This window comes from Terriglobus albidus (assembly GCF_025685425.1).
Classification (GTDB): Bacteria; Acidobacteriota; Terriglobia; order Terriglobales; family Acidobacteriaceae; genus Terriglobus; species Terriglobus albidus.
Window position 1 is genome coordinate 958,182 of sequence record NZ_JAGTAS010000058.1, and the last position, 25,542, is coordinate 983,723.

General features: G+C 59.1%; 25 protein-coding genes and 1 tRNA gene. 17 read left to right on the forward strand and 9 right to left on the reverse strand.

Annotated features, from left to right (window positions below):
• Positions 1 to 11: 11 nt before the first annotated feature.
• The 3 genes from OHL21_RS23085 to OHL21_RS23095 form a co-directional block, all read right to left on the reverse strand.
• Positions 12 to 87, reverse strand: a tRNA-His gene (locus OHL21_RS23085).
• A gap of 252 nt (positions 88 to 339) precedes the next feature.
• The gene (locus tag OHL21_RS23090) at positions 340 to 909 is read right to left on the reverse strand and encodes an HNH endonuclease (protein WP_263419924.1); all 570 of its coding nucleotides are present in this window, start codon (positions 907 to 909) and stop codon (positions 340 to 342) included.
• A 90-nt stretch (positions 910 to 999) separates the two neighbouring features.
• Positions 1,000 to 1,911, reverse strand: a complete 912-nt coding sequence (locus tag OHL21_RS23095) for a ComF family protein (RefSeq protein WP_263419659.1) — start codon at positions 1,909 to 1,911, stop codon at positions 1,000 to 1,002.
• Positions 1,912 to 2,084: 173 nt separating this feature from the next.
• Here OHL21_RS23095 and OHL21_RS23100 point away from each other — a divergent pair, with 173 nt between their 5' ends.
• The 5 genes from OHL21_RS23100 to OHL21_RS23120 all read left to right on the forward strand — a co-directional run bounded on the left by OHL21_RS23100 (position 2,085) and on the right by OHL21_RS23120 (position 6,782).
• Entirely contained in the window at positions 2,085 to 2,693 is a 609-nt protein-coding gene (locus OHL21_RS23100) for a hypothetical protein (protein ID WP_263419660.1), read from the forward strand.
• 139 nt (positions 2,694 to 2,832) lie between these two features.
• Positions 2,833 to 5,070 (forward strand): OPT family oligopeptide transporter, encoded by a 2,238-nt coding sequence (locus OHL21_RS23105; RefSeq protein WP_263419661.1) that lies wholly within the window; start codon positions 2,833 to 2,835, stop codon positions 5,068 to 5,070.
• Between the two features lie 4 nt (positions 5,071 to 5,074).
• Positions 5,075 to 5,599 (forward strand): DUF2059 domain-containing protein, encoded by a 525-nt coding sequence (locus OHL21_RS23110; RefSeq protein WP_263419662.1) that lies wholly within the window; start codon positions 5,075 to 5,077, stop codon positions 5,597 to 5,599.
• Between the two features lie 332 nt (positions 5,600 to 5,931).
• Positions 5,932 to 6,336, forward strand: coding sequence for an energy transducer TonB (locus OHL21_RS23115; protein WP_263419663.1), 405 nt, complete (start codon positions 5,932 to 5,934; stop codon positions 6,334 to 6,336).
• Between the two features lie 59 nt (positions 6,337 to 6,395).
• On the forward strand, positions 6,396 to 6,782 hold the full coding sequence (locus OHL21_RS23120; RefSeq protein WP_263419664.1) for an energy transducer TonB: 387 nt from the start codon (positions 6,396 to 6,398) through the stop codon (positions 6,780 to 6,782).
• 14 nt (positions 6,783 to 6,796) lie between these two features.
• On the opposite strand, the gene hemG is transcribed toward OHL21_RS23120, so the two are convergent.
• Complete coding sequence (gene hemG, locus OHL21_RS23125) at positions 6,797 to 8,167, reverse strand: protoporphyrinogen oxidase (protein ID WP_263419665.1); 1,371 nt, start codon at positions 8,165 to 8,167, stop codon at positions 6,797 to 6,799.
• A 51-nt stretch (positions 8,168 to 8,218) separates the two neighbouring features.
• Here hemG and OHL21_RS23130 point away from each other — a divergent pair, with 51 nt between their 5' ends.
• Positions 8,219 to 8,350, forward strand: coding sequence for a hypothetical protein (locus OHL21_RS23130; RefSeq protein ID WP_263419666.1), 132 nt, complete (start codon positions 8,219 to 8,221; stop codon positions 8,348 to 8,350).
• A gap of 59 nt (positions 8,351 to 8,409) precedes the next feature.
• On the forward strand, positions 8,410 to 9,102 hold the full coding sequence (locus OHL21_RS23135; RefSeq protein ID WP_263419667.1) for a DUF6454 family protein: 693 nt from the start codon (positions 8,410 to 8,412) through the stop codon (positions 9,100 to 9,102).
• Positions 9,103 to 9,283: 181 nt separating this feature from the next.
• Here OHL21_RS23135 and bshC read toward each other — a convergent pair whose 3' ends face one another.
• Entirely contained in the window at positions 9,284 to 10,882 is a 1,599-nt protein-coding gene (gene bshC / locus OHL21_RS23140) for a bacillithiol biosynthesis cysteine-adding enzyme BshC (protein WP_263419668.1), read from the reverse strand.
• Positions 10,883 to 11,069: 187 nt separating this feature from the next.
• Between bshC and OHL21_RS23145 the strand changes: the two genes are divergently transcribed.
• From OHL21_RS23145 to OHL21_RS23160, 4 genes are all read left to right on the forward strand, one after another.
• Positions 11,070 to 11,684, forward strand: coding sequence for an NUDIX hydrolase (locus OHL21_RS23145; RefSeq protein WP_263419669.1), 615 nt, complete (start codon positions 11,070 to 11,072; stop codon positions 11,682 to 11,684).
• Between the two features lie 101 nt (positions 11,685 to 11,785).
• On the forward strand, positions 11,786 to 12,004 hold the full coding sequence (locus tag OHL21_RS23150; RefSeq protein WP_147646898.1) for a cold shock domain-containing protein: 219 nt from the start codon (positions 11,786 to 11,788) through the stop codon (positions 12,002 to 12,004).
• A gap of 199 nt (positions 12,005 to 12,203) precedes the next feature.
• Entirely contained in the window at positions 12,204 to 13,946 is a 1,743-nt protein-coding gene (gene polX / locus OHL21_RS23155; RefSeq protein ID WP_263419670.1) for a DNA polymerase/3'-5' exonuclease PolX, read from the forward strand.
• 5 nt (positions 13,947 to 13,951) lie between these two features.
• On the forward strand, positions 13,952 to 14,533 hold the full coding sequence (locus OHL21_RS23160) for a hypothetical protein (protein ID WP_263419671.1): 582 nt from the start codon (positions 13,952 to 13,954) through the stop codon (positions 14,531 to 14,533).
• 200 nt (positions 14,534 to 14,733) lie between these two features.
• Here OHL21_RS23160 and OHL21_RS23165 read toward each other — a convergent pair whose 3' ends face one another.
• Complete coding sequence (locus OHL21_RS23165; RefSeq protein WP_263419672.1) at positions 14,734 to 15,534, reverse strand: hypothetical protein; 801 nt, start codon at positions 15,532 to 15,534, stop codon at positions 14,734 to 14,736.
• 83 nt (positions 15,535 to 15,617) lie between these two features.
• On the opposite strand from OHL21_RS23165, the gene OHL21_RS23170 reads away from it, so the two are divergent.
• From OHL21_RS23170 to OHL21_RS23180, 3 genes are all read left to right on the forward strand, one after another.
• Positions 15,618 to 16,655, forward strand: coding sequence for an NAD(P)/FAD-dependent oxidoreductase (locus OHL21_RS23170; RefSeq protein ID WP_263419673.1), 1,038 nt, complete (start codon positions 15,618 to 15,620; stop codon positions 16,653 to 16,655).
• Positions 16,656 to 16,724: 69 nt separating this feature from the next.
• Entirely contained in the window at positions 16,725 to 17,870 is a 1,146-nt protein-coding gene (locus OHL21_RS23175) for a citrate synthase (RefSeq protein WP_317890003.1), read from the forward strand.
• Between the two features lie 72 nt (positions 17,871 to 17,942).
• Entirely contained in the window at positions 17,943 to 18,944 is a 1,002-nt protein-coding gene (locus OHL21_RS23180) for a hypothetical protein (protein ID WP_263419674.1), read from the forward strand.
• A gap of 512 nt (positions 18,945 to 19,456) precedes the next feature.
• Here the strand turns inward: OHL21_RS23180 and OHL21_RS23185 are convergent.
• Entirely contained in the window at positions 19,457 to 20,062 is a 606-nt protein-coding gene (locus OHL21_RS23185; protein ID WP_263419675.1) for a DinB family protein, read from the reverse strand.
• 76 nt (positions 20,063 to 20,138) lie between these two features.
• On the opposite strand from OHL21_RS23185, the gene OHL21_RS23190 reads away from it, so the two are divergent.
• Together OHL21_RS23190 and mnmA are read left to right on the forward strand one after the other, a co-directional pair.
• Positions 20,139 to 21,320, forward strand: coding sequence for a cysteine desulfurase family protein (locus OHL21_RS23190; protein WP_263419676.1), 1,182 nt, complete (start codon positions 20,139 to 20,141; stop codon positions 21,318 to 21,320).
• A 276-nt stretch (positions 21,321 to 21,596) separates the two neighbouring features.
• A complete protein-coding gene (gene mnmA, locus OHL21_RS23195; protein WP_263419677.1) occupies positions 21,597 to 22,721 on the forward strand; it encodes a tRNA 2-thiouridine(34) synthase MnmA in 1,125 nt (374 codons plus the stop codon).
• A gap of 195 nt (positions 22,722 to 22,916) precedes the next feature.
• Here the strand turns inward: mnmA and OHL21_RS23200 are convergent, their stop codons facing one another.
• Both OHL21_RS23200 and OHL21_RS23205 read right to left on the reverse strand, forming a co-directional pair.
• Positions 22,917 to 23,477 (reverse strand): hypothetical protein, encoded by a 561-nt coding sequence (locus OHL21_RS23200; RefSeq protein ID WP_263419678.1) that lies wholly within the window; start codon positions 23,475 to 23,477, stop codon positions 22,917 to 22,919.
• 76 nt (positions 23,478 to 23,553) lie between these two features.
• A complete protein-coding gene (locus OHL21_RS23205; RefSeq protein WP_263419679.1) occupies positions 23,554 to 23,925 on the reverse strand; it encodes a YtxH domain-containing protein in 372 nt (123 codons plus the stop codon).
• 304 nt (positions 23,926 to 24,229) lie between these two features.
• On the opposite strand from OHL21_RS23205, the gene OHL21_RS23210 reads away from it, so the two are divergent.
• Complete coding sequence (locus OHL21_RS23210; RefSeq protein WP_263419680.1) at positions 24,230 to 25,297, forward strand: BON domain-containing protein; 1,068 nt, start codon at positions 24,230 to 24,232, stop codon at positions 25,295 to 25,297.
• Positions 25,298 to 25,542 lie beyond the last annotated feature (245 nt).

The window sequence follows — 25,542 nt, forward strand, 5'->3', positions numbered from 1 at the left end:
AAAGGTGTGTTTGGGGCGGCTAGAGGGATTTGAACCCTCGACATCGGGTGCCACAGACCCGCGTTCTAACCCCTGAACTATAGCCGCCGTACCTCTGCAATTGTAGCAAAGGTTCGAGCGAAGCTCGAATCGGTGGGAGCCGTGGGCTTCCAGCCCACGGTCTATCGGCTCAATATAGAAATGGGCTTCAGCCCTGGGCTTTTTCCTCACGGGCAGAGGAGGCCCAGGGCTATAAAAGCCCATCTACTTTTAAGGCCTTTATCAGCGGGCTATAAAGCCCCGCTGCTCCCACCAGTTTCAGTCACGCTGTGTCAGATCAACTGAATTTGTCGATACGCCCTAGTAATAGAGATACTTGCGCCAGTTGGCATCACTGGAACCGATCATTCGCATGATGTGGCGACTGGTGTGCAGACTGAAGGGGCGAGGCTCTCGTGCCAGCTTCATATCGGTGAGCTCGTGCAACAGCGAGTTTCCTTTTTTGCGGTTGCAGGTGTGGCAGCAGGCGACCAGGTTCTCCCAGGTGGAGGCTCCGCCGCGAGAACGTGGAACCACGTGATCGAGCGTGAGCTCGCCCGCAGTGAGCACGATGCCGCAGTACTGGCAGGTATTGCGGTCGCGCAGAAGGATGTTCTTGCGCGAGAGCGCGCGCGTCTGGTGCGGGATGCGGCGGTACTCCAGAAGGCGGATCACCGAGGGCATCTCCACCTTCACACGAGCGGAGTGCAGCTCAGTTCCCTGCGCCTCTTCGGTGCGGGCGACTCCCTTGAGCACCAGCACCAGGGCCCGGCGAGCGCCGCAGATGTTAATCGGCTCATACGAAGCATTGAGCACCAGCACAGGGGTCTGCAGCGGCGACGATCCCCGCGTGCGTTCCGGGGCATGTGCCGGTCCCAGACCGTGCTGCATGGTGTGACACTTCGCCAGTGACTTCTGCTTGCGCGCCTTGCCGTGCATTCGTGTTTCTCCTCCGCTGCGTTAGATCAAACCCGTACTTAATCAAACTTGATCCTGTTGCAAACTCGCTGTCCCCGCGATCGGTTGCGTGGGTCTTATGAATCCTGTCCATGGCACCGCCACATCGCGCTGTGTACGCGCCACGGTGGCCACGCGGACAGTGGCTGCACCTTCCCGCAGCAGGATGCGTGCGCACTCCCGCGCTGTGGCGCCGGTGGTGTAGATGTCGTCGATCAGAAGGATGTCTTTGTCCGCGATAGCAGCTTTGTCCTTGACCGCAAAGGCGCCGCGAAGATTCAGGCGGCGCTGGCGGGGCGTCAGCAGGTACTGGTTCTCAGTCGACTTCACGCGGTGCAGTGCGTCAGCAATGCGCAGGCGGAAGTTGTAGCGGCGATTCAGTACGCGGACGACCTGCTCCGCGAGCAGCAACGACTGGTTGAAACCGCGCTCACGCATGCGGCTGCTAAAGAGCGGCACCGGAACCACGATGGCATGACGGGAGAGGCCAGGCATCTGCCGAACTTCCTCAGCGAGCTTTTCACCAAGCAGGCGCGACAGCACCGCCACGCGTTCGAACTTGAACAGACCCACCATCTCGCGCAGCGCGCCTGTGTATTCACCGAAGGCTACTGCCTGGACAAAGGGAGGCGGAGAGAAGCGGCACACACGGCACAACGGAGCGTCTTCGAGCCGAATGGACTCAAAGCCAAGGGCTTCTCCGCACAGGGCGCACATGGAAATTGTCTGGGGAATCAAGAGGCCGCGGCAGGCATCGCAGACCGGCACGCGGGAGGCGCGCAGCAGGGGTTCGCGGCACACGCGGCAATCAGAGGGGAAGAGAACGGTGGAAAGGCTGTCGGCCAGGTTTCGACCGGGCGGCGCATCACTTCGCCCAAGCACGTGACTTCGCAGGTAGCGGACGCGTGCGCGCCAGCGCTCCACACCGAGTTTCATGTCCGCAGCCTGACTGAAGACGCACCTCGATTGGCCGGCGCAGGTTGAAAGTAAGGTTACATCTTGCGCCAGTTGGTCGCAGTATACCCACAGGTTGTGCCGTAACGCCAGTCAATATCTTGAGAATTACCGGAACCACCGCGGATGCAGGCACTTAGAATGGGGCCACGCTCATGACCCGCTCTCAGTTCCTGTGGTGTCTCAAGTTGTTGGGATATTGGCTGCTTGCCTACATTGCGATCCAAGTCGCAGCGCCGGTCCGCTATGTATTGTGGTGGATGTTGCGGAGCGGCGGCCGGATCCACGAGCCTCTTGGGCTCTTCAATACCCGTACCTATCTTCCCTTTCAAATTGCCTGGGGTTGCTTTCTAGGCCTCTTCCCTCTCCCTCGAGTCGTGGATGCTTTCCGGGTTATGTTTGGGCGGTTCCGCCGAACGCTTGCACCTGAAGTTGATGAACGGCACCGGCGCAGACCCATCCTTTGGGCATGGGCTCCGCCAACGGCTATTTTTCTGCTGCGCTTTCTCTCCTTTCACGTGCAAAACGAATCAGTATTCGGCGGCAACGTGGGAGTAACTCGATGGCAGTACTTCTTCTCGAACTACATGCTGGAATGGCTGAATCTAACGGACCCGCTGACACTCCGCTGGATGATTGACCGTCTGGCAATAGCCGGGCCGATGTTACTGACAATTGCCTATGCGGTTACGGTCCATCTCCGTCTTCGCATGCAGGAGAGATGGCCGCTGCAAAAGACGGCGAGCGAGCCGCCGGCCATTTAATCAACCCGTTCGAAGCCTGTTTGGCTCGACTCGCGATCTGGCAGACCGGTTTTGTGACGCCTATCTTTCCATCGGACAAACCGAATTGATCCATCGACTTCACTGATACACTCCTGCTCAACGTAAGGATTGATCTTCGATGGCTCTAGACAACTTCCGCCCCTTTGTTCCTGCAAACGAAACCCGTCCTGAACTCACCCTGCGCGCCCTGTTGATCGGCGCGCTTTTTGGTGTGCTCTTCGGCGCGGTCACGGTCTACGTCGGCCTGAAGGCCGGGCTCACGGTGGCGGCTTCCATCCCCATCTCGGTGCTGTCGATCTCGATCCTGCGCGCGTTCGGACGGTCGTCGATCCTCGAGAACAATATCGTGCAGGCGACGGGAAACGCGGGCCAATCGATCGCTTCGGGTGTGATCTTTACCTTGCCGGCGCTGATCTTTCTCGGCTTCGACCTGGAGGCGGCGCGCATCTTTGCCCTGGCGCTCTTTGGCGGATGGATCGGCGTGTTGTTCATGATTCCGCTGCGGCGGCAGTTAATTGTGGAAGAGCATGGCACGCTGACTTATCCCGAAGGAACGGCGTGTGCCGATGTCTTGATCGCAGGTGAGAAAGGCGGAAGTTTCGCCTCGCGCATCTTCCTCGGGCTGGGCCTCGGCGGCATCTACACGCTCTTCCAGAATGAGAACCTTTTCGGACTGTTTCCGGGAACACCGAACTATCAACCCGATTACGGACCGCAGCATCTGTTGCGAGGCTCGGCGATTCGCGCCGATGTGACACCGGAATACCTGGGAGTTGGCTACATCATCGGAATCCGCGTGGCAGCTATCATGCTGGCCGGCGGTGTCTTTTCCTGGCTGGTGCTAATGCCGGCGATTGTCTTCTTCGGCGGACATCTGCAGGGGCCGCTCTATCCCGGCACAGTACCAATCATGCAGATGTCGCCTTCGGATCTGTGGCGAACCTATGTTCGTCCGATGGGCGCCGGAGCGGTGGCATGCAGCGGTCTGATCACACTGCTGCGAACAGCGCCGACAATTGTCAACGCATTGACCGCAGGCTTTCGGAAGAAAGGAAGCTCCGTGGCGGTCTCGGCTGAGGAAAAGACAAGCCGCGTCGAACACGACATTCCGATGAAGTGGGTCGGACTGGGATCAGTCGCGCTGGTAGTGCTGATGGTGTTGTTCCTGCAGTTGAAGCCGGTGCCGGGAGCGCAGGTAGGGCTGCTGGCGAATATCGCAGCCGCGGTGCTGGTCGTCATCTTCGGATTTCTGTTTGTGACGGTGAGCTCGCGCATCGTGGGCATCGTCGGTTCGTCGGCGAGCCCGGTGAGCGGCATGACCATTGCGACGCTGATGGCGACGGCAGCCATCTTTCTGGTGAAGGGATGGACAGCGCCCGCCTTCGGAGCGCTGGCGATTACGGTTGGCGGCATTGTCTGCATCGCGGCATCGAATGCTGGCGATACCTCGCAGGACCTGAAGACCGGCTTCCTGATCGGAGCGACTCCGTGGAAGCAACAGGTGGCGATCATGGTCGGCGTTATCGTCTCCGTCTTCTCCATTGGAGCGACGCTGAATGCGATGAACACCGGTCTGGAGACCTTTCAGAAGATGCCGGCGCCACGCGTACTGGATCTCGGCGCACTGCCGCAGGGAGTTTCCAGCAATGGCAACTTCACCCGCACGCATATCGAGGTAATGAGTCACGATGCCGCGGGACACCAATCAAAGCAGTCACTGGAAGGAACCAGCAGCTACATTCTGCTGAACGCCATCGGATCGTCGGTGCTGGAGGATGGCAAGTACCTCTATAACCCCGCAACAGGGCAGGCGGAGATCCAGTGGGTACAGGGTATCGGCAGTGAGAAGGCCGCGGCGCCCCAGGGACGTCTGATGGCGACGGTCATCAACGGCATTCTGTCGCGCAAATTGGCGTGGGGACTCGTGATGTTAGGCGTGGCGCTGGTGGTTGTGGTGGAGCTGCTCGGTGTCCGCTCGCTGACATTTGCCGTGGGTGCGTATCTCTCGATCGGAACAACGCTGGCAATCTTTGTCGGCGGTCTAGTGCGGTGGATGGTGGAGCGCGCGCTGGAAAAGCACCGTGCGGCCAATCCGATTCCTGGCGATGAGCTGGCTTCCGAAGAGATTTCTTCAGGCTCGCTGTACGCTTCGGGGTTGATTGCAGCAGGCGGCATCGTCGGTTTGCTGGGCGTGTGCGTCAAACTATACGAGAATCTGAAAGAGACCACGATCTGGCGCTTCCAGGAGACGAATCCGCTTCACAAGGACTGGATTTCGGTGATTGGATTTGCACTGTTGGCCTTCTCTCTCTACTACTTTGCCCGTAAACCGCTGGAACAGAAAAAGGAGCAGTAAACCCATGCGCAAGATTCTTATCGCCGCCACAGCCGTACTGCTCTCACTTCCGCTTTCCGCCCGAGCCGATGAAGCCAGTAAGCGCGCCAAGATCGAAGAGATGCTGACCGTGCTGAAGATGGAAGACAATTTCACTCTCCTGATGAAGCAGGTGGAGCAGCAGGGCCGGCAAATGGGGATGTCAATGACCAACCCGTCGCAGTTAACCGATGCCGACAAGAAGATTCTGGACAACTTTATGACCAAGCTGATGGCCGCAATGCAGGAGACGATGGGATGGCAGAAGCTGAAGTCAGAGTTCATTGATCTTTATGCCAAGGCCTACACCGAGGAGGAGGTCGATGGCATTCTGACCTTCTATAAATCTCCTGTGGGGCAGTCTATGCTCACCAAAACGCCACAGTTGGTGCAGCAGTCGATGGCTATCAGCCAAACGCACATGAAAGAGATCCAGCCGAAGCTGGAGCAACTCACCGACGATCTGAAGAAGGATCTGGATGCCGCGCATGCGGCGAAGCCGAAGCCCTAAGAGGCAGTTACTGGTTGCTAGTTCCTGGTTGCTGGATGAAGGCCTCGCGTGAGCGAGGCCTTTATCTTTCCCCCTAGAAGATCGCCTTCTGACCTACGGCTCGTTGGAGCTTGCGGGCATGGGTGTGGTCCGACCTTCTGTTGCGAGATCGCTCATGCGTAGAAATTTCTTTGTAGATCTGGCTTTCAAGCCCGTCCAGAGCGCACGGTAAGTTATTGATTTTTCGTCGAATTGAAGCGTCTCAAATTATTTTCAAGAAATTAGTTGACAATCATGGTCTATATATTTCATAGTGGTTTTGGCAACTAACAATCTTTTGCCAGGAGATAGCCATGAAGAAGCTTGTCGCAGCCAGCATCGCCCTCGTATCCGTAGCCGCCAACGCCCAGTTGATGCCGATCACGGACGGCTTCCTGGCCCGCGCTGTCGCTCCTGCAGCGATCGCTAGTGCGACAGGTGTGGCCAAGCCGGTCAATGCCGCCATCGCTCTGGTTCCTCCGGTTCGTCAGAGCCAGCTTGATGCTTCCAAGATCGCAGCAGGCGCTGCCGGTCTGGTGACGGCGCACTTCACGGTCGACACCAACGGTGTTCCGCAAGACATCACGCTGGATCGCTCAATCAGCCCCTCGGTCGACGCACGCATCATCAAGGCAGTCTCTGCTCTGCGCTACACCCCGGGCTCGCTGCACGGCGAAAAGATTGCTTACCCCGTTGCTCTCTCGCTGAACCTCAAGTAACACGAGTCCCTGCCACCTACTCACTCTCTGAACTCATAAACCTGTCAAAGGAGACAAAAATGCGCAAACTGATCGCAGCAAGCCTGTTCGTTCTTCCCACCCTGATGCACGCCCAGCAGAGCCCGGTTCGTGCCGAGGCGCCGAAGATGATGGCCGCTGCCGCGGCTGTGGCTCCGAAGGTTCCGGCCTTCACCGGAATCATTGCTCCCAAGCGCATCACCGACATCGACCGCGCGGTCTTCGTTGGCCTGACCTCCTCCCAGCCTGTGGTTGCTAAGTTCACCGTCGATGCTCAGGGCGTGCCGCAGAACATCGTTGTCGAGGGCACGAATGAGATCGCTGCGGCGAAGATCTCTGACGCCGTCTCCAAGCTGCGCTACCAGGCCGGTAAGCTGAACGGCCAGAGCTACGAGTTTCCGATGGTTCTGAAGTTCGACCTCCGCTAATCGGAGTCCTGTCCCTACAACGAGGCTGCCCGCTGGGCAGCCTCGTTTGCTTGGCGCACCAGATCAGGTAGGCCAACGCCGTGATACGCATTCCCCAGCAGCCGTAATCCACTCAGCGAAGCGACCTGCTCTTCCAGGGCAGAGACGCGTTCGCGATGTCCGACCTCATATTGCGGCAGCGATGCCGGCCAGCGCCGAACCAGGCTGATAGCCGGCTCCGGCAACGTCTGGCCGAGGATGCTGGAAAGCTCATTCATCCCCAGGCGGATCAGAACAGAGTCGGGTAGATCCATCAGATCTTCGTCCGCGAAGAAGGCTCGCAGCACACGTCCGCCTTCGGGAGCACGATGGGCAAACTTCTGATCGACGAAGGTGGCTGCGAGCAGGCGGCTCTCACTCGAACCCTCCGGCACCAGAAAGCCAAAGCCCGGAGGCAGTGGGAAGTGTTCGCGGAAAGCGAGGGCGATGATGATGGCCGAGCTCGCGTCACGGGGAAGAAGCTCGGCAGCGCCGGGCAAAAGGGGAGCCAATAGAGCAGACGTCTGCTGGGGCGGAGTCGCGAGCAGCACAGTATCAAAAAATCCCCGGCCCTGCGCCGTCTCAACCTTCCACTCACTGTCCATGCGCGTCAGGGTGACAACGCCTTCACGTAAGCGAAGAGACGAGGGAGGGAGAGCCTCAGCCATACGCTCTATCAGTCCACCAAGTCCGCTGCGCAGCGATGCGAAGAGCGAGGCGCCGGTGCGTTGGCGTGACGCCAGACCGGCGATCAAAGAACCGTGCTCTCGTTCGAGGGCAACGAAAGGCGCCATGACGGCATGGACGGAGAGCTTATGAATGCTGCCGCCGAAGACTCCCGAGAGCAGAGGCGCGGCAAGCTTTTCGGCAACCTCCTGGCCGAAGTGGCGAGCCACGAAAGCGGCAATAGACTCGTCTTCCCCCGCGTGCGCCGCGGCATAGTCCTTCAGCTCCCTGGCTCGTGAGGGCTCCTGCAGATAGGCACGTTTGGCCTCTTCGGAAAAGAGAGAAGAAGCCAGCAGCGAGTCCATGCCTGCCTGTCCCTGCGGTACCATCATGCGCATGTGTGCGGGCATGGGGACGAGTGCTCCCTGCTGCAAAACGTAGGTGAGCCGGTTGTGGTCGTTGGAGGGAATAATCTCGCCGCCTAAACCGAGCTCAATAGCGAGCTCGCGCGCCCAGGGTTTCTCAGCCACCCAGGAGTCAGGGCCGCATTCGATGACAAAGCCATTTTCACGATGGGTCTCGACGATACCGCCGAGGCGCGGTCCAGCCTCGAAGAGAGTACAGGCCATGCCGAGACGATGCAGGCGGTAGGCAGCGGTGAGACCGGAGATGCCTCCGCCGATGATGGCAATCTTCTTCACTCAGGCTGATTGTAGAGGGGACGAGGGTCCGTGTGGTGTGCCGGAGATCACATGCAATCTTCACAAGACGATCCGCAGGTTATTCTGTCGCAGGCGATCGGCACGGTAGAAAGCCAGATGGCCCTTGCCTGGGGAGTGACATGTTGCGAGCAACTGGTTGTCTGGTTCTTACTCTGGTTTTAGCTGTACCTGTCTTTGCACAGTCCACACCTTCTTCCCAAGGCGTGGAGAACGCACGGCTGGTGGAGACTTTGCCCCTTGAGGGAACGCTCTTCCATGTTCAGGGTGTCGATCTCGATGCGCAGCATATCTGGGTGACCTCGGTCGACATCGAGCAGAAGAAGGGATATCTGCATCAGTTCAACCGAGCGACCGGGCACTTTGAACGGCAGGTAGAGGTGACTGACGGTCCCCGCTTTCATCCGGGAGGATTTTCCATCGCAGGCGACTCCATCTGGGTTCCAGTTGCAGAGTACAAGCCGCACAGCACGGCGACACTGGTGGAGCTGGACAAGCGAACGCTCACGACAAAGCGAAGGATCTCAGTCGCCGATCACATCGGTTGCCTCGCCGTAACCGGCGACAGCCTGATCGCGGGCAACTGGGGAAGCCGTCAGTTGTATGTTCTGGCGATGGACGGACAGCAGCAGCGCGTGATCGATGTTGCCTCAAATAACCAATACCAGGACATCAAGTTTGTGGATGGCAAGCTGGTCGGTGGTGGAAATCTAACGAAGACGACCGGAGCCGTAGATTGGTACGCGTGGCCTTCGATGCAACTACTGCGCAGTGTAGCAACGGGCACAACAGACCGGGGCAGACCGTACTCCGGCGAGGGTATGGCGCTGAAGGGGAACGATCTGTATTTCGTGCCTGAAGACGGACCGAGCCGAATCTTCCATTTCGTGCTGACGGCAATGCCTGCTAAGCATTAACGAAGGTGAGAACAAACTCGAACCATACTCTGGGTGCCCCATACATTGCAACCCAATAGGTGGGTGTTCACGATCCCCGGCAAACAATCAGACCTGAGGCGTTGCCCCAGGTGGTATAGAGCGCGCCTTCAGCGCTTACCCTGCCGGGTGAGTTGTGTCGCGAACTTCAGGGACAACGACACTAAAGAAAGATCGCCTTGTGGCCGCTACACTCTTGCCCGGCGTGGCTGACGATCTCTGCGGGGAAGTCGTCGCCGGTGCGGGCGAGGAACCAGGTACCAGCGACAGCGCGCTCCTGCACGTGACCTTGCGGGAAGAGGTTCAGTGTGACCGCATCCGCATGCTTACGCAGCGAAGCATTCTTCTCCTGCTCAAAACGCGCAGCCATGCGGCGCAGACGATTCATCTGGTAGCGCATCTTCGAGGCCGACACCTTGCCAGACTTTGCCAGTTCACCATCAACCGACTGCATCCATCCCAGCAGCGCATCCAGCTCACGATCGAGCGCATTGCCTGCGGCCTGAAGCCTCTTCTTGCCTTCGATCGGCATGGCTCGTGCCCCCAGCCGAAGCGCCAGATCATCTGCTGACGAGAAGGCTTCCTTCAATCCGAGCTCGTGCTGATCCATGACCTTGGCAATCGCCGGCTCCACCAACGTGGCCGACATACGCGGCAGGACCGTCGTACGGCGCCCCAGGATGGTGTCATACAGCACGCCGGATTGCGCAAAGTAAGCGATCTCTGCCGGTCCGCCGATATACGCTGACGTAGGAAGAATCTGGTCCTGAAAGACAGGGCGCAGCAGGGCATTGGGACTGAACCGCTCTGGAGCTGCCGTCAGCAACGTCTTCAACTCTTCAGTCGTGTACGTGACATGACCGGCCTTCCATGCGCCGTCTTTATGACGAAGCGCATGGCGTTCGCCGGTCTGTTCGTCAAAGAGGAAGAGCAGGCTGCCATGCTCCGGCAGCAGGACCTGTGCATGGTAACCGGCATCGACCAAGGCCTGGGAGCGTGCGCGAACTGCAGCCTCCAGCTCCTCGGCCTGTTCGATCGCGGCCAGAAGCACCGGAGAGCCCAACTCGTGATAGCCGCGTTCGGCGGCATCGATTGTCAGTAGCCCCTCAGCCGCAAAGATGTCGCGCAGTAGCCCGGTGAACGCCTTAGCCAATGTCTTGCCGGGAGCGTAGTGGCGCTTCAATGTCTCTGTAATCGGAGCCCACGCGAGCAACTCCGTCGCCTGCTCTACCAGTGCCGTAATCTCTTCCGGCAGCACTACGCCGCCCACAGCGTTATTGCGGTGGACCAGGCTCTTGAGCCGCAGAGTCTCCGCTGAATTCTTCGTTAGCAGCAGGACCTGATTGACTTCGTCGAGGTCATGATCTTCGGTCGCCGGCCAGAAGATCGGCACATGCGGAATGCCCGCTTCGGTCGCCTCCTGTGCCCTCCGAATCGCAGTCGCCGCCTTGAAGAGGGTATACAGCGGTCCACCGAGGATGCCGACCTGCTGGCCACTCACTACGACACCAGCGCCGTCACGCAACATCTCCAGATGCCTGCGGGCTGCAGGCGAAGGATCGGGGTTCTGGGCCTCCAGCAGTGAGACCAGACGGGCGCGATGCTCCGGTGTCAGCTCGGGCGATTTTTCGCGCCATACCGTATCGGCCGGGTGGCCGCCGAAGCTCTCAGCAAGAATGGGATTGTCCCAATGGGCAAGATACTCGCGAAACAGACGCGAGACGCCGGGCAGCACCGTGATGGGGTAGCACTCAGACCGCATGGAGATTACTCGTGCAGAGGCACACAGATGAGTCTCGCACAGAGACACGATCCGTTTTCCAAACTTTCACAGTAAGGAAGAGACGTTCGCCGTACGAGTTTTGTCAGCCGGTGCGTCATATAAATTCGCGTTGCACGGTTAGATTCATCAGCCCGCCCCGGCGATGCAGAGTGTTAGGTTTAGTTTTATGGCGACCAAAACATCCGTGAAACGAACATCCGCGAAAAAGGCTCCGGCACGACGTTCCGGCAAAGCGAAACTCCTCGAACAGAAGCTGGCGTACGATGGCCCGCTCTTCAAGGTATGGTCTGAGACCGTGAAGGAACCAGGCGGCATCGTCTCCAAACGCGACATCATCCGCCACAACGGATCGGTCGTTGTCCTCGCCGTCGACGACCGCCAGTCAAAGCGTGATCCCTACATCATCATGGAGAGGCAGTATCGCCAGGCAGCACAGCAGTTCCTTCTGGAGCTCCCTGCCGGCAGGCGTGAAGCTGACGAGAAACCCTTGGCTGCCGCGAAACGCGAGATGATCGAGGAGACCGGCTACCGTGCCCGCACCTGGAAGAAGCTGGTCCGCTACTACGCCAGCCCCGGTTTCCTGGGTGAGTGGATGGAAGTCTACCTCGCCACCGATCTGACGGAAGGAGATGCTCAGCCTGAAGACGATGAGAAGATCGAAATCCTTCGCATCCGCCTATCTGAATTGTTGAAGATGCGTAATGAAGGTAAGATCCACGACGGAAAGACCATCATCGGCATCTCAATCTACGAAGCACTGCGGCGTACTGGCAAAGCCTAGCGCGTGTCAGAAAACCTTCCTGCCCCTCATCCGCGTCATACCGATCACGCGCGGGTTCATTCGTTCCCGAGCAGACTTCCCTCCCGCGAGGTTCGACGAACGTGGCACATTACAAGGGCAAAGTGAAGTGGTTCAATAACGCGAAGGGCTACGGGTTCCTGGGCCGGGACGATGGACCGGACGTGTTTGTCCACTACAGCTCGATTCAGCTTGAAGGTTACAAGAGCCTCAAAGAAGGCGACGAGGTCGAGTTCGACATTATTGAAGGCCAGAAGGGCCCTCAGGCCGACCAGGTCACACGGCTAAAAGAGGCGTCCTAGAGCAATTCTCCTAATCCTGTAGCTCTGGATAAATCTGCGAATGCCGTTTTCTTTGCAGGAAAATGGCGTAAACAGCCGAGACTCCGCTCTATGCCTTTAGGAGACCTGCTCTAGCCGAAGCGCAGAATTTTCTCATAGCTGTACCGCACGGTGCATACTAGCGGACAGGGCTTTGTCCAAGCTCTGTCCGCTTTGATTCATGGAAAACGTCACAATCGCCCGCCTGCTGGATGAGACCGCCGATCTTCTGGAGATCGATGCCGCCGACCCATTCCGCATTCGCAGCTATCGCCGCGCCGCCGAGGCCGTCGAGCAGCAGACTACGCAACTCGCAACGCTCATCGAAGAACCGAAACAACTGCTTGCCATCGCCGGCATCGGCAAAAGTATGGCATCGAACATTGTCGACCTGGTCAGGTCCGGCACCATGCCGTTGCGAGAAGACTTGCTGACCAAGTACCGCCCGACCATGCTCGACCTGCTGAAGCTCCCAGGCATGGGGCCAAAGACAGTTGCCCTCATCTGGAGCGCTCTCGGCGTCGCTGACATCGACAGCCTGGAGACGGCCGCAAAGGAAGGCAAGCTCAACGAGCTGCCACGCTTCGGACAGAAGCAGATCGACAAGATCCTCAAAGGCATCGAAGACTTCCGCAAGAATACCGGCCGTTACCGGATTGACGACGCGACCGCCATCGCCGAACGCATCGCCGCACTCATCCGCGAATTTCCCGGTATCGACACCGTCACTCCGGCTGGTTCGCTGCGCCGCGGCCGCGAAACCGTGGGAGACCTCGATCTCCTTGTCACAGGATCGGCCTGTGAACCCGACTGCGTCGCCGCCGTCGTCGATCACGTCGCCGGTCTTCCCCTGATCGCCAATCTCATTGCGAAGGGTCAGAACAAAGTGAGCTTCAACATGCGCAACGGCCTGCAGGTCGATGTGCGCATGCTTCCAAAAAGCAGCTATGGCGCGGCGCTGCAGTACTTCACGGGCTCCAAGATGCACAACGTTGCGCTTCGCCAGCGAGCTATCAAGATGGGCTACACCCTCAGCGAATACGTCCTGGCCCGCATGGATGATAGCTCCATCGTTGCTTCGGCGGCAGAGCAGGAGATCTACAACGCCCTGGGCCTCGATTACATTCCCCCGGAGCTGCGCGAAAACAACGGTGAGATCGAGGCCGCCCAGGCTCACACTCTTCCACGTCTGATCGAACTCTCTGACATTCGCGGCGACGTACACTCCCACACGGTTGCCAGTGATGGCCGGCAGACTATCCGCGAGATGGCCGAAGGCGCCATCGCCAAAGGTTACAAGTTCCTCGCCATCACCGATCACACCAAAAACCTCGCCATGACCAATGGCCTTGACGATGCACGGGCGCTGGAGCACATCGCTGCCATCCGCGAGGTCGACCGTGAGATGGAGGGCCGTATCCGTGTCTTCGCCGGCATTGAAGTCGATATTCTGGGCGACGGCGCGCTCGATCTTGAAGACAGCACGTTGGCACAGATGGACGTCGTCATCGGCTCCGTTCATACCCTTTTCAATCAGCCTTACGAAGAGATGACCGCCCGCATCCTGCGCGCCGTAGAGAACCCCTATCTGCGGATTCTCGGACACCCGACCGGGCGCAAGGTGATGGCGCGCGAGGCCTATACCTTTGATCTGGAGCGGGTACTGCGGCGCTGCGCCGAACTCGGCGTCGCGGTGGAGCACAACGCCGGCATGCCTCGCCTCGACCTCAGCGACCGCAATCTACGCCTGGCCAAGGAACTTGGCTGCCGCATCTCCGTCAATACAGATGCGCACGCTGTCTCTGATTTCGAACAGATGCCCTTCGGCATCACCCAACTGCGCCGCGCCTGGCTTACACCGGCCGACGTAATCAACACATACTCGCCGGAGGACTTTCTTGCGGCGTTACGACCCAGGCCGTGAGGAACATGCACGAGATCAAGTTTCATCAGACCCACCGACCCCTTCGCCACTTTCTGTGGCCCATCGCCATTGCCTCGGTAGTTCTTGCCGCGGTCGGCATCGGGATCTATGTCCGCAGCCCGCATGCACCGGCAAACGTGAGCGTGACGCACGTTGCCGCAGTGCCCACGACCGTTACCTACTCCAATGACGTGGGGACACTGAAGCTGCTCGGCAAAACCGATGCGAACGAAAATACCCTCTATGTCCTGGCGACGGTGAAGGTACACAACAACCTGAAGACACCGGTCTTTCTGAAGGACCTGACCGGAGCACTCACCATGCCCGACGGATCGGAGCTGCTGACCAGCGCCGTCGAAAAGAACGACGTTCCGGCCACCTTCACGGCCTTCCCAAAGGTCAAAGAGGCCGCTGCCGGTAAGCCTTTGCTGTTGCGCGAGACCGAAGTCCCCGGCATGAGCGATATGGAAGGCCTGGTTCTCCTCGGATTCCGCGATGCCACCCAGCAGACCTGGGACCAGAGCAAACACGCCGCCGTCAAGATCGCGCCCTACCACTACGACCCTATTGTGGCCGAGCTGAAGTAGCGACCTCCGAGCCAAGGCAGAATTGGGTGGGAGCCGTGGGCTTCGGCCCACGGTACAACGACCTATAAAGAAAGTGGGCTTTTAGGCCTGGGCTTTTGTTCTGCCAGGCAGAAGGGCCCAGGGCTAAAAGCCCTTTCTTTACTTGTATCCATGTCAGCGGGCTGAAGCCCACTGCCTCACCCATACGAACTACGACTACCCTAGCTCTTCGGCGTCGACAGATATCCGCTGATCTGGTTCTTCGCCACACTGTTCACCACAATCTCGAAGAGCGCCGGCGTCTTGCCGGAGTAAAACTGCACCGGCTCCATGATTGTCTTGTCCTTCTTCTCGATATTGCGATCATCGGACGAGATCACCATCGTGTATTTGCCCTTCTTCTGATCAACCTTCTTCAACTGCACCTTGATGGTCGAAAGCAATGTCGGCTGTCCGCCCTTCTGCAGCGTGAATTCGAAGTAGTTGCGGTCGCCCTTGTGCTTCAGAATCTCCAACTCGTCGTGATTCTTCGCAATCAGGCCGCTCATTACGCCGGCATCGCCGACCACCCGTTGAAGCTGGGTCTTGGTGGTATCAAGATCCGCCTTGGTGCTGGCGACATCTGTCTTCACGCCACCCACATCCGTCTTCACACTGCTTACTTCACTCGATACCGCGCTTACCTGCTTGTTCGTCGCCTCCTGCGCGGCGATCAGCTTCTCGTCGGCGGCCCTCTGCGCAGCCAGAATGCTCTGCGCGCGCTGCTCAAGCTGTTTCTGCGTCAAGCCGACACTGGCTCCCAGAGTCTCCGTGGCGGCCTTCAGGCGCGCATTCGTCGCCGTAAGCTTCTCGTTCAGATCGGCGTTCGCGGCTTTGGCCGCAGTCAGATTCTTCTCCGCTTCGCTAAGGTGGTTCTGTAACCCATAGCACCAGATCAGCGAGGCGATCCCCAGCGCCAAGGCGATGAACACCACCGCAATAAAAGCTCCGGACATCTGTCTCTGTTCAATTTCTTCACTCATATTCGTCCCACGTTCTCCTTGCCTTGGGGCAAAGTATAGCCTTGCCCCGCCCGCTGAGATAGACGAGTTTCTACAATGGCCGTATGCAGCAAATGGATGTAGCCGTCGTAGGAGCGGGCGTCATTGGGCTGGCGGTTGCGCTGGAGCTCCGCAGCCGCGGGCTTTCGGTGGCTGTCGCCGATAAAAACGATCCAGTCAGGGAGGCGAGTTGGGCCGCCGGCGGCATGCTCGCCGTCGACGACCCCGAAAACCCCGCTCCCCTGTGGCCGCTCTCCGCCTGGTCGCGCGAACTCTATCCCGAGTTTCTCGCACGCATCGAACAGCAAAGCGGTTTGCGTGTTCCCATCCGTACCCATCGTGCCCTGCAGGGCGCCCATGAAGGCAGCTCTTCGCCCGAGACCCTCCGCGTCCTGAAAGAGATCGGTCTATCTCCGGAGGGATATGCCTGGGCACTCCAGCAGGAAGGCTCACTCGATCCGCGCGACCTCGGCGCGGCTCTCCACGCTGCATGCGCCAATACAGACGTCTCAATACGATCCCGCTGCGCTGTCGACACGCTCACACGCGAAGGCGCCGGCTGGCGGCTGCACACCGCCCATGGCGACATCCTCGCCAGCCGCGTCGTCCTCTGCACCGGAAGCTGGACCGGCCCCCGCAACCTTCCCGTCTTCCCTCGCAAAGGCCAGATGATGGCCGTCGAGATGGATGCGCCGCTCGACACCGTCGTGCGCACGCCGGAGATCTACCTGATTCCACGCGGCGGCGGACGCGTCGTCATCGGCGCCACCATCGAAGATGCCGGCTATGACAAAACCGTACACAGCGCCGACATCGCCGCCCTGAAAGCGCGCGCCGTGAAACTGTTTCCACCGGCAGCGCAGGCGACCATCGTCGAAACATGGGCCGGTCTTCGGCCAGCGACCCACGACGGCCTGCCGCTTATTGGCGCTGTTGAAGAAGGCCTCTACGCCGCCACAGGCCACTATCGCAATGGGATCCAGCTTGCTGCCGCGACCGCTCGCGCCATCGGTCTGGAACTAGCCGGCGAGCCCCTTCCGATCGATATGCAAGCCTACGCCGTAAATCGCACATTTAGGTCGATATTCGCACAACCGTCATGACAATCCTCGCGGCGCTGCGCTATAACCGTTAGTACTAAATTTTCGTTTTCTCACGGAGTAGAGCTCAGCATGACCACGATGACCGCCGCACCCAAAGGCCTGGAAGGCATTATCGCCGCGAACTCTGGTATCTGCTGGATCGACGGTGAAGCGGGCGTGCTTTCCTATCGGGGAATCGATATTCATGAGCTGGCTCCGAAATCGACCTTCGAAGAGGTCACCTATCTTCTCTGGTTTGGCAAGCTGCCTTCGAAGAGCGAGCTGGCTGAGTTTACGAAGCATCTCGCCGAGGCACGCAGCCTGCCTCCGGCTGTCGTCGAGTTTCTGAAGACCGTTCCGAAGGATGGAACTCCTATGGCGGTGCTGCGCACCGCCGTCAGCCTACTCTCCATGTATCCCGAGGGCAATGACCCCGACGAGAAGAGCGTGACCCACGACGCTAACGTCACCAAGGCCTTCCGTCTTACTGCGCAGATCCCGATGATCGTTGCCGCCTTCGATCGCATTCGAAAAGGAAAACCTGTGGTCGAGGCCGATAAATCGCTCTCGCATGCCGCGAACTTCCTGTGGATGCTGACTGGCGAGAAACCGACCGAGACCGCAACCCGCACCTTCGACGTAGCCCTCATCCTGCACGCCGACCACGAGCTTAACGCCTCCACCTTCGCCGCCCGCGTCATCGCCGCTACCCTCGCCGACATGCACTCTGCCATCACCGGCGCCATCGGCGCCCTGAAGGGTCCCCTGCACGGCGGCGCCAATGAGGCCACCATGCGCCTGCTTTATGCCATCGACAAGGCCGGCGCTGATCCCGTTCAGTACGTCAAAGACATGCTCGCGCGCAAGGAGAAGATCTCCGGCTTCGGCCACCGCGTCTACAAGACCGAAGATCCTCGCGCCACCCACCTGCGCAAGATGAGCGAGGAGCTCTCCAAGGCCACCGGCAGCAAGTGGTACGGCATGTCCCGTGAGATCGAACTCTTTATCAAGAACGAGAAGAAGCTCAACGCCAATGTCGACTTCTACTCCGCTTCCACTTATACGATGCTGGGCATCGACATTGACCTGTTCACGCCGATCTTTGCGGTGTCACGTATCTCCGGATGGGCAGCGCATGTTATTGAGCAGCATGACGACAACCGTCTGATCCGGCCGCGCGCTGACTACATCGGGCCCGAATATCCCGCGCCGTACATCCCGATCGAACAGCGGTAACCGCCCCGATTTTCATTGCCATTCGTTGCGGCGCCGGGGTAGCCTTCCTCTAGTTCCCCCCGGAGTGTCACTTTGCACGTCGTTCGAACGATTGCGGGGCTTTGTCTGCTGCCCGTATGCCTTGTCTCTGTTGCACGCGCGCAGAGCTTAGCGGCGCAGGTCCCCGCCACGGCTGTCAGCTCCTCCGTCACTGATTCCAGTCTGCCGGCAGACGATGCTCTTGATGACGCAGTCGCTGCTGAACTCGCAATGGCTGTAGCCCGCGAAGGGTATGATCCGGAGCAATTTCAACTCCCGGATCGCAACGTTCTGACCTTCAGCCTTATCTCCTCCTCCATCCACAACTCTGTCCTCGGATGGACACAGATGACGACGCCGGTTGTGGCATATCGCTTCAATCGTCATTGGTCCGTGGACCTTTCGGTTCCGGCATTCTTCAGCCTCCACAGTTACGTCGCCAGCTCCACTACGACCTACAAACTGGAGACGCTGCGTCATCTTGTTGGAGACACTGCCATTGCAACGCGCTACACCACCGACTTCGGCCGTGCGTTCACCTATACGGGTTCGGCAACCATGTCACTTCCTACGGGAGCTGACAGCTACGGCCTTGGTAACGGTCAGGTCACATACAACTTCAATCATCGGGTGGACTACAGTACCCATTGGGCCGCCGCCCCCTTTATCGAGACCGGCATCGGCGACACTTCGAGCCTGATTGACCGCGAGATTCAGCGGACCTACACGACCATCGGCCACATTGCGCATTTCCAGGCCGGCTCGCAGTTCCTTCTTCCGCTCCGGAGCGCCTTTACCGTTTCGGCCTATGAAAACCTACCGATCGGCGATCAGAAGATCTATCGTCCGGTGCGAGTCAATCATGCCTGGGTGGAACGTGCAGTCGGTGTCAGCCTCGCAGAAGACAATGGCATCGACACCATCGTCGAGGTCCCGGTCAATCGCAATGTGATCGTCTCAGGCTTCTACAGCCGCAGCCTGCGGCTGAAGTACGACACCACCGGCGTCTCTGTGACATTCTCCCTGCGCAATCCGTTTAAGCGCGGTTCCTATTAGGCACGTCGATAAATTCGGTTCTTCTTTTGTTGAGATTTGCGGCTTCCCGCCCACCCCAGAGCATCTTCCCTGTTGCTGGGTATTCCGAAACGGGCGTGAAGCGGCGTTTTCATGCGGAAAACGCCCATAGATGCGGAGGCCCAACTATACACCTACAGGGAAAATGCTCTAACTCCGTGAGAGTAGGGCACCCGGTCAACATAAGCACCAAACCGTTTGCTCTATAGCTGCCAGTAAAAATATCAACCTTTTTGTGCGCCCTATTATCCGATTGGCTCCCGGATTTTTCATTTCGGGGCGTAGCGGAGCAATCTGCTTTTCATTTATTTTCTCCACCCGGGTGCCCCACTCTCGGGGTCCCCAACGAACGCTGTTCGTTGGGGTGAACGCTCGCAACGCCGGGGTGGGCCGAGCACCAAAGAATCTCAGTCAAACAAAGAGAGCATCCGTATACGGTCACAACACGAAACGGGCACGGCCATCGCGTGCCCGTTTCATATCTTTCTCGACATCTACTTATTCGTTGGATTCGCCGGAGGGCGCCCGCTGCTTGCCGGTGGCGCTACGCCGACCATACGTCCCCATACGACCATCTGACCATACTCGTCGCGAATGTGACTCACACCGCCTGCAAGGCTGATCAACTTCGTTGAGGCCGCACCTCGGCCTGCTCCTTCAAAGGCATTTGCCGCCGTAATCGAAGCAGCGGCCTTATGGCCGTACTCCATCGACTCCTTCGCAGCCTTCACGATTGCATCTTTGTCGGTCAGCTTACCGATGGCGCCGATCTTCTCCTGATCGAGCTTCTCGCCCAACACCGGAGACCAGTAGAAGTAGTTCGCCTGGATGGTATGCGTCACCAACTGCGCAAAGGTCCGTACACCTTTGAAATCAACGGACTCGGGCGCCTTGAAGAGGCTGGCTGACGGTGCAAAGCTGTACTTGTCCGCAGGCATGGCTTCGATGAGGCTAATGAAATCCTTCTCAGCTCCGGAGACCATGAAATCCGCCGCCTTTGCCGGTTCTACGGGGCCTTGAGGTGCGGGCGGTGGCGCCTGCCCGAACATGGTTGTGGAACACAACGCTGCCATCGCGATCGCAAGGATCTGTATCTTCATTGCCTCTCCTTTTTGGGTGCTGCGCGCAATCAGGCTAGCACCCGCATTGCAGGGCGTCATCTCATAGAATGGAACGATGCGCCGGATTTATCTGGATGCCAACGCGACTACGCAGGTGCTGCCGGAAGTGCTGGAGGCAATGCTCCCCTTCTACACACAGCGCTTTGGCAACGCATCGTCGATCCATCAGCCGGGACAGCAGGCCCGGGCCGCGGTAGAACATGCGCGCGCGTCCGTGGCGGCACTGCTGCATTGCCGTCCGGCGGAAGTCGTCTTCACCAGCGGGGGAACGGAAAGCGATAATCTTGCCCTCTTCGGCGCCCTGCAGCCCGCCAGTGAGATCGCGCGCGGCGATCATCTGATTTCCAGCGCCGTCGAACACCATGCCATCCTGAACGCCGCCGAAGAGCTGGAACGGCGCGGCGTCGAGCTCACCGTCCTTCGCCCCGACCGCGCCGGCATTATCTCCCCTGAAAGCCTGCGCTCGGCCATGCGGCAGAATACGCGCCTGGTCTCAATCATGCTGGCAAACAATGAGACTGGTGTTATCCAACCGATCAAAGAGCTCGCCGCCATCGCTCATGAAGGCGGAGCCCTCTTCCATACCGATGCTGTCCAGGCGGCCGGCAAGCTTGAGATCAACGCTAAAGATCTTGGCGTCGACCTGCTCTCCATCTCCGGGCACAAGATGTACGCTCCCCAGGGAACAGGCGCTCTGTATGTGCGCCGAGGTCTCCATCTACGTCCGTTGCTTTACGGCGGAAGCCATGAACGGCAGCGTCGCGCCGGCACCGAAAACCTGCCAGGTATCGTTGGTCTGGGACGAGCCGCTGAACTCGCACAGGAATATCTCCAGACAGGCCGCCCTCGGAAGCTGGCCCAGCTGCGCGACCGTCTTGAAACCGGCATTCTGGCAGGAGTTCCGCAGACTGAGATCAACGGCGAAGGCGCCGATCGTGTCGCCAATACGACGAATCTCCACTTCGCTCATCTTGAGGCGGAAGCCCTGGTCATCGCTCTCGATCTGAAGGGCATCGCCGTAAGTGGTGGCTCAGCCTGCCAGTCCGGAGCCACCGACCCCTCGCATGTCCTTCTGGCGATGGGACTTTCCCCTGAGCGCTCGCGCGCCAGCATTCGCTTCTCGCTCTCGCGAACGACCACGGACGACGAAATCGACGCCGTTCTGACGACCATCCCAGAGGTCGTCTCCCGCCTTCGCACGCTCTCTCCCGCGTGGAAGTCGGCTGTGGCGGTTTAAGCATATCGACCCATTCGCCATCAGGAATTTAAGGTATTCCTAACCCACCCTCACTCCGTGAGGGTGGGCACCCGGCACGATAAGGATCATCAGCCTTGGCAGCGCCCCAACGATCCTACATTCTCCCAACCTGGGTGCCCCGTTCGGGGTCCCCGGCGAACTTGTTCGCTGGGGTGAGTACTCGCAACGCTAGGGCGGGGTCGATGGCTATCCACCGAATTCACCGCGAATCCCACTTTCCACAAATTTCCCAGAAATCGGCGAAAATAGAGATGTATGAGTCAGCAGGAGGCCATCGCCGTCGCCATGTCTGGAGGAGTTGATTCCTCCACTGTCGCGGCGATGCTGCGCGCCGAAGGACACACCGTTATCGGCCTTACCCTGCAGTTATGGAACCAGCGCCGCCTCTCCGGGCATGAGGGCATGCCGGAGGCTGTTCAAGGCCGCTGTTGTTCGATCGATGACGTCTATGACGCACGCCGTGTGGCCGAGCAGATCGGTATCCCGTACTACGTCGTCAATCAGGAGGCGCGCTTCGAGCGCGATGTGGTACAGCCCTTTGTCCGCGAGTATCTGCATGGACGCACCCCGATTCCCTGCACCCTGTGTAACAACCACCTGAAGTTCGATCAGTTGCTCCTTACCGCACGCTCCATCGGCGCCGAGCGCATTGCCACCGGTCACTATGCCCGGAACGAGTACGATCCGGCGCGTGACCGCTGGATTCTCAAGCGGCCTGCGGACAAGGCCAAGGACCAGACCTACTTCCTCTTCGGCCTTACCCAGGAACAGCTCTCGCGCACGCTCTTCCCCCTCGGACACATGACTAAGCCCGAAGTCCGCGAACTTGCCGAGGGATATTCTCTTGCTCTGGCAAAAAAGCCGGACTCGCAGGAGATTTGCTTTATCCCCGGCGGCGACTACAAGCTCTTCATGGAAGCCTATCTGGAAGAGCAGGAGGAGCCCCTACCTAATACGTCGGGGGAGCTGGTCACCAGCTCCGGAGAGGTTGTCGGTGCACACGAGGGCGTACATCACTTCACTGTCGGCCAGCGCAAGGGCATACAACAGCGACTTAAGGGACATCAACCGAATCCGTTCTATGTACTGCAGATTGATCCGGACTCGCACCGCGTTACCGTTGGCACAGAAGATGAGCTGCTAACGCAGGCCATGCGCGTAGGCGAGCTGAACTGGATCTCCATCGCCTCGCCCGGCGAACCGATGCGCGTGCAGGCAAAGATCCGCCACCGTCACGAACCCGCATGGGCGACTCTACAGAGGGTTAGCGAGGATGAAGTGGAAGTCACCTTCGATGAATCGCAACGCGCCGTCACGCCCGGCCAGGCCGCAGTCTTTTACCAGGACGACGAAGTTGTAGGAGGCGGCTGGATCCGCTAACAGGAACGACTCGGCCACAAAACTGGGTGCCCCATCCATTGCGTCTCGGGGTCCCCGGCGAACTTGTTCGCTGGGGTGATTAGAATGGGTGGGAAATCTATGGGCTCCCCAAACGGATTCGCGCAACGCGCGAATCTCCCACGCACCCTTCGCGTGCATGGAGCACCCAGAGTATGGGATAGAAACGATACAGCCCTACTCTTCCGTATCTCCTACTCCCGTTGCGACGGAAGCGGCAGTACTCTTCCAGGCTTTAGCGCGTCCGACCAGCGTCTCTAATCCCGCCTTGATCCCATGCATCACACCCGAGATATGACGCACCGGCACCATGATGGCGTGATGCACCTCAGCGGTTACGCGGCCGACGGTATTGAGGCTATCGGTCATCGCAGTATCAACGCGAACCACCTGGGCGCGTGCGCGTGTGGCAGCCTCGGAGACCACAATGTCAAGCTCGTGCGCCTTGTCGCGCAGAATGTTTGTCGTCTCCACAAGGTTGTCGGTAATCCGGTCCACCTTCGGAGCCGTCTTCTCCACGGCGCTCGTGACGCTATCCATGATCGGGATGGCCTTTGCCTGCAGCTCCTGCGCGATACCAAGCAGCTGTTTTTGCGCCTTAGAGACGCCTATCGCCATAGCGATCAGCACGCCGGCCTGCACCACTACGGCCGCGGCAACCACGGCGATAAAAGTAATGAGCAGGTTGGAATGGTCCTGTGCCAGTTGGCTCTGCCAAAGGATAGCTGCTGTAAGCATGGATAGGCCGCGCTTTCTTTCCGGAAATAGTAACAGGGCTCCGCGTCAAGACGGCGGAGCCCCATGCAAGCTGAGTTTACGCCGAGTGCTCGTTGGAAGGTTCTTCGACGGTCTTCCTGCTATAAGCCTGCTTCCCCGCATCTACAGCCGCAGCTACCTTGTCCTGCTGCTCGTGCAGAAAATCCTTCCCCTTCTCCACATATTCGGTCCACTGGCTGCGGCCGCGTTCGTAGTACTGACGGCTGCGGTCAATGTACTCATCCAGCTGTTCTTTACCGCGCTCCACATATTGATTGGCTTTGTCGCGGGCTTCCTTGGCGGAGAGCACCAGCTCTTCACGCGTCTCTTTCCCCGACTTGGGAGCGTACAGCACACCGATCAGCGCGCCGATGCCAAGTCCTGCAAGAAACCAGCCAATTCCGTTCGAGCCATTGTCATTCTCTGCCATTTGTTTCCCTCTTTCCTAAGCGAGATTCGTGTATGGAACCTTCGAGTTGCGGAGAATCGGATGGTAGCAAATCCACCCCCGGGCGGCAAACCTCGCCTGTCATCGCGCACAAAGCTCCCGCTTAATGAGGATGCTACTCGCATCAGGCAGGTTTACCCACAACATTCCCTTTCTTATGACAGAAACATCAGGGATACACTTGGCGTCTAAGATGAGTGACGACACACTCCCCGGAGCTAATCCCCAGAGCTTGCGGGAAATCGCAAATAAGGGGCGCACATCCCGCGTAAGGAGAGGGATTTCCATGAATCTTGAAGGTATGCACAACACTCTTCGCACCACCGGCCTGGCGCTTGTTCTCACCCTTGCCGTAACTGGATGCAAGAAGGCCGATACTCCTGCTCCGGATGACAACAGTCTGGCCTCCTCCATTCAGAGCAGGATCACCTCCGACTCCGCCCTGAGCGCGGAGCAGATTCAGGTAGGCGTGTCGGGCGGTGTCGCCACGCTGAGCGGTAATGTAAGCAATGCGGCAGCCAAAACGCTGGCCTCCAATGACGCGGCAGCCATTCCCGGCGTCAAGACGGTCATCAACAACCTGAACGTCCAGGCTCCTGCCGCAGCCCCGGCCCCGGTTGCTGCTGCACCTGAACCCGTTCCGGCTCGGCCCGAACGCGAGAAGAAGCCCAAGCCCGTCGTCGTTGAGCGTCAGCCGGCTCCCGCCCCAGCTCCAGCACCGGCTCCCGTAAAGCAAGCTGCTGCTCCTGTGGTTCAGGCGCCTCCGCCACCGCCGCCGGCGCCCACTACAAAAACTGTGACGGTCGCTGCCGGAACCTTCCTTCCGGTCCGCATCACGCAGGGCCTGGACTCCGCTACCACACAGACAGGTGACTCCTTCACGGGCGTCATCTCCAACGACATCATCGTTGATGGATGGGTTGCCCTGCGGCAAGGAACCCCGGTCAGCGGGCGCGTGGTGGAAGCGAAAGATGCGGCTCACTTCAAAGGAAGCTCGCTGCTCTCCATTGAGCTGACCAGCATCTCCCGTCGTGGCGAGCGCATCGCGGTCTCAACGGAACCCTTCAGCAAAGAAGGCGCCGGACGCGGTAAGAACACCGCGACCAAGGCTGGTGTCGGCGCAGCCGCTGGAGCCATTCTCGGCGGCATCTTCGGCGGCGGTAAAGGTGCTGCCATTGGTGCAGCCGCAGGCGGTGCAAGCGGCGCGGGCATCAATGCCGTTACCAGAGGTGAGCAGGTACAGATTCCCACCGAGTCGCTCATCCGCTTCCGCCTGACCAACGCGTTCACCATTCAGGCAACACAGGCAGGGGCATCGAGCAACGACGACTCAACGCGTCACCCGATGCAATAACGCGTCCTAAGACGTTTCAGCTTAAGGAGCTCCGGATTCCCTTCGTGGATCTGGAGCTCTTTTTCATACCGGGTGGCTCTGTCGGCAACAGCACTTGCTACAACGCTGTTCCATCAATTTGCGTCTATCCAAACAGCCAAACGAGGTGAGATTTTCCTGTAGTAGACTCGGAGCAACGCAGCCCGGGGGAAGCTTCTTCCTTCCAGAAATACAACGAACCACCTGCAACCAAGACTTGTACGAGG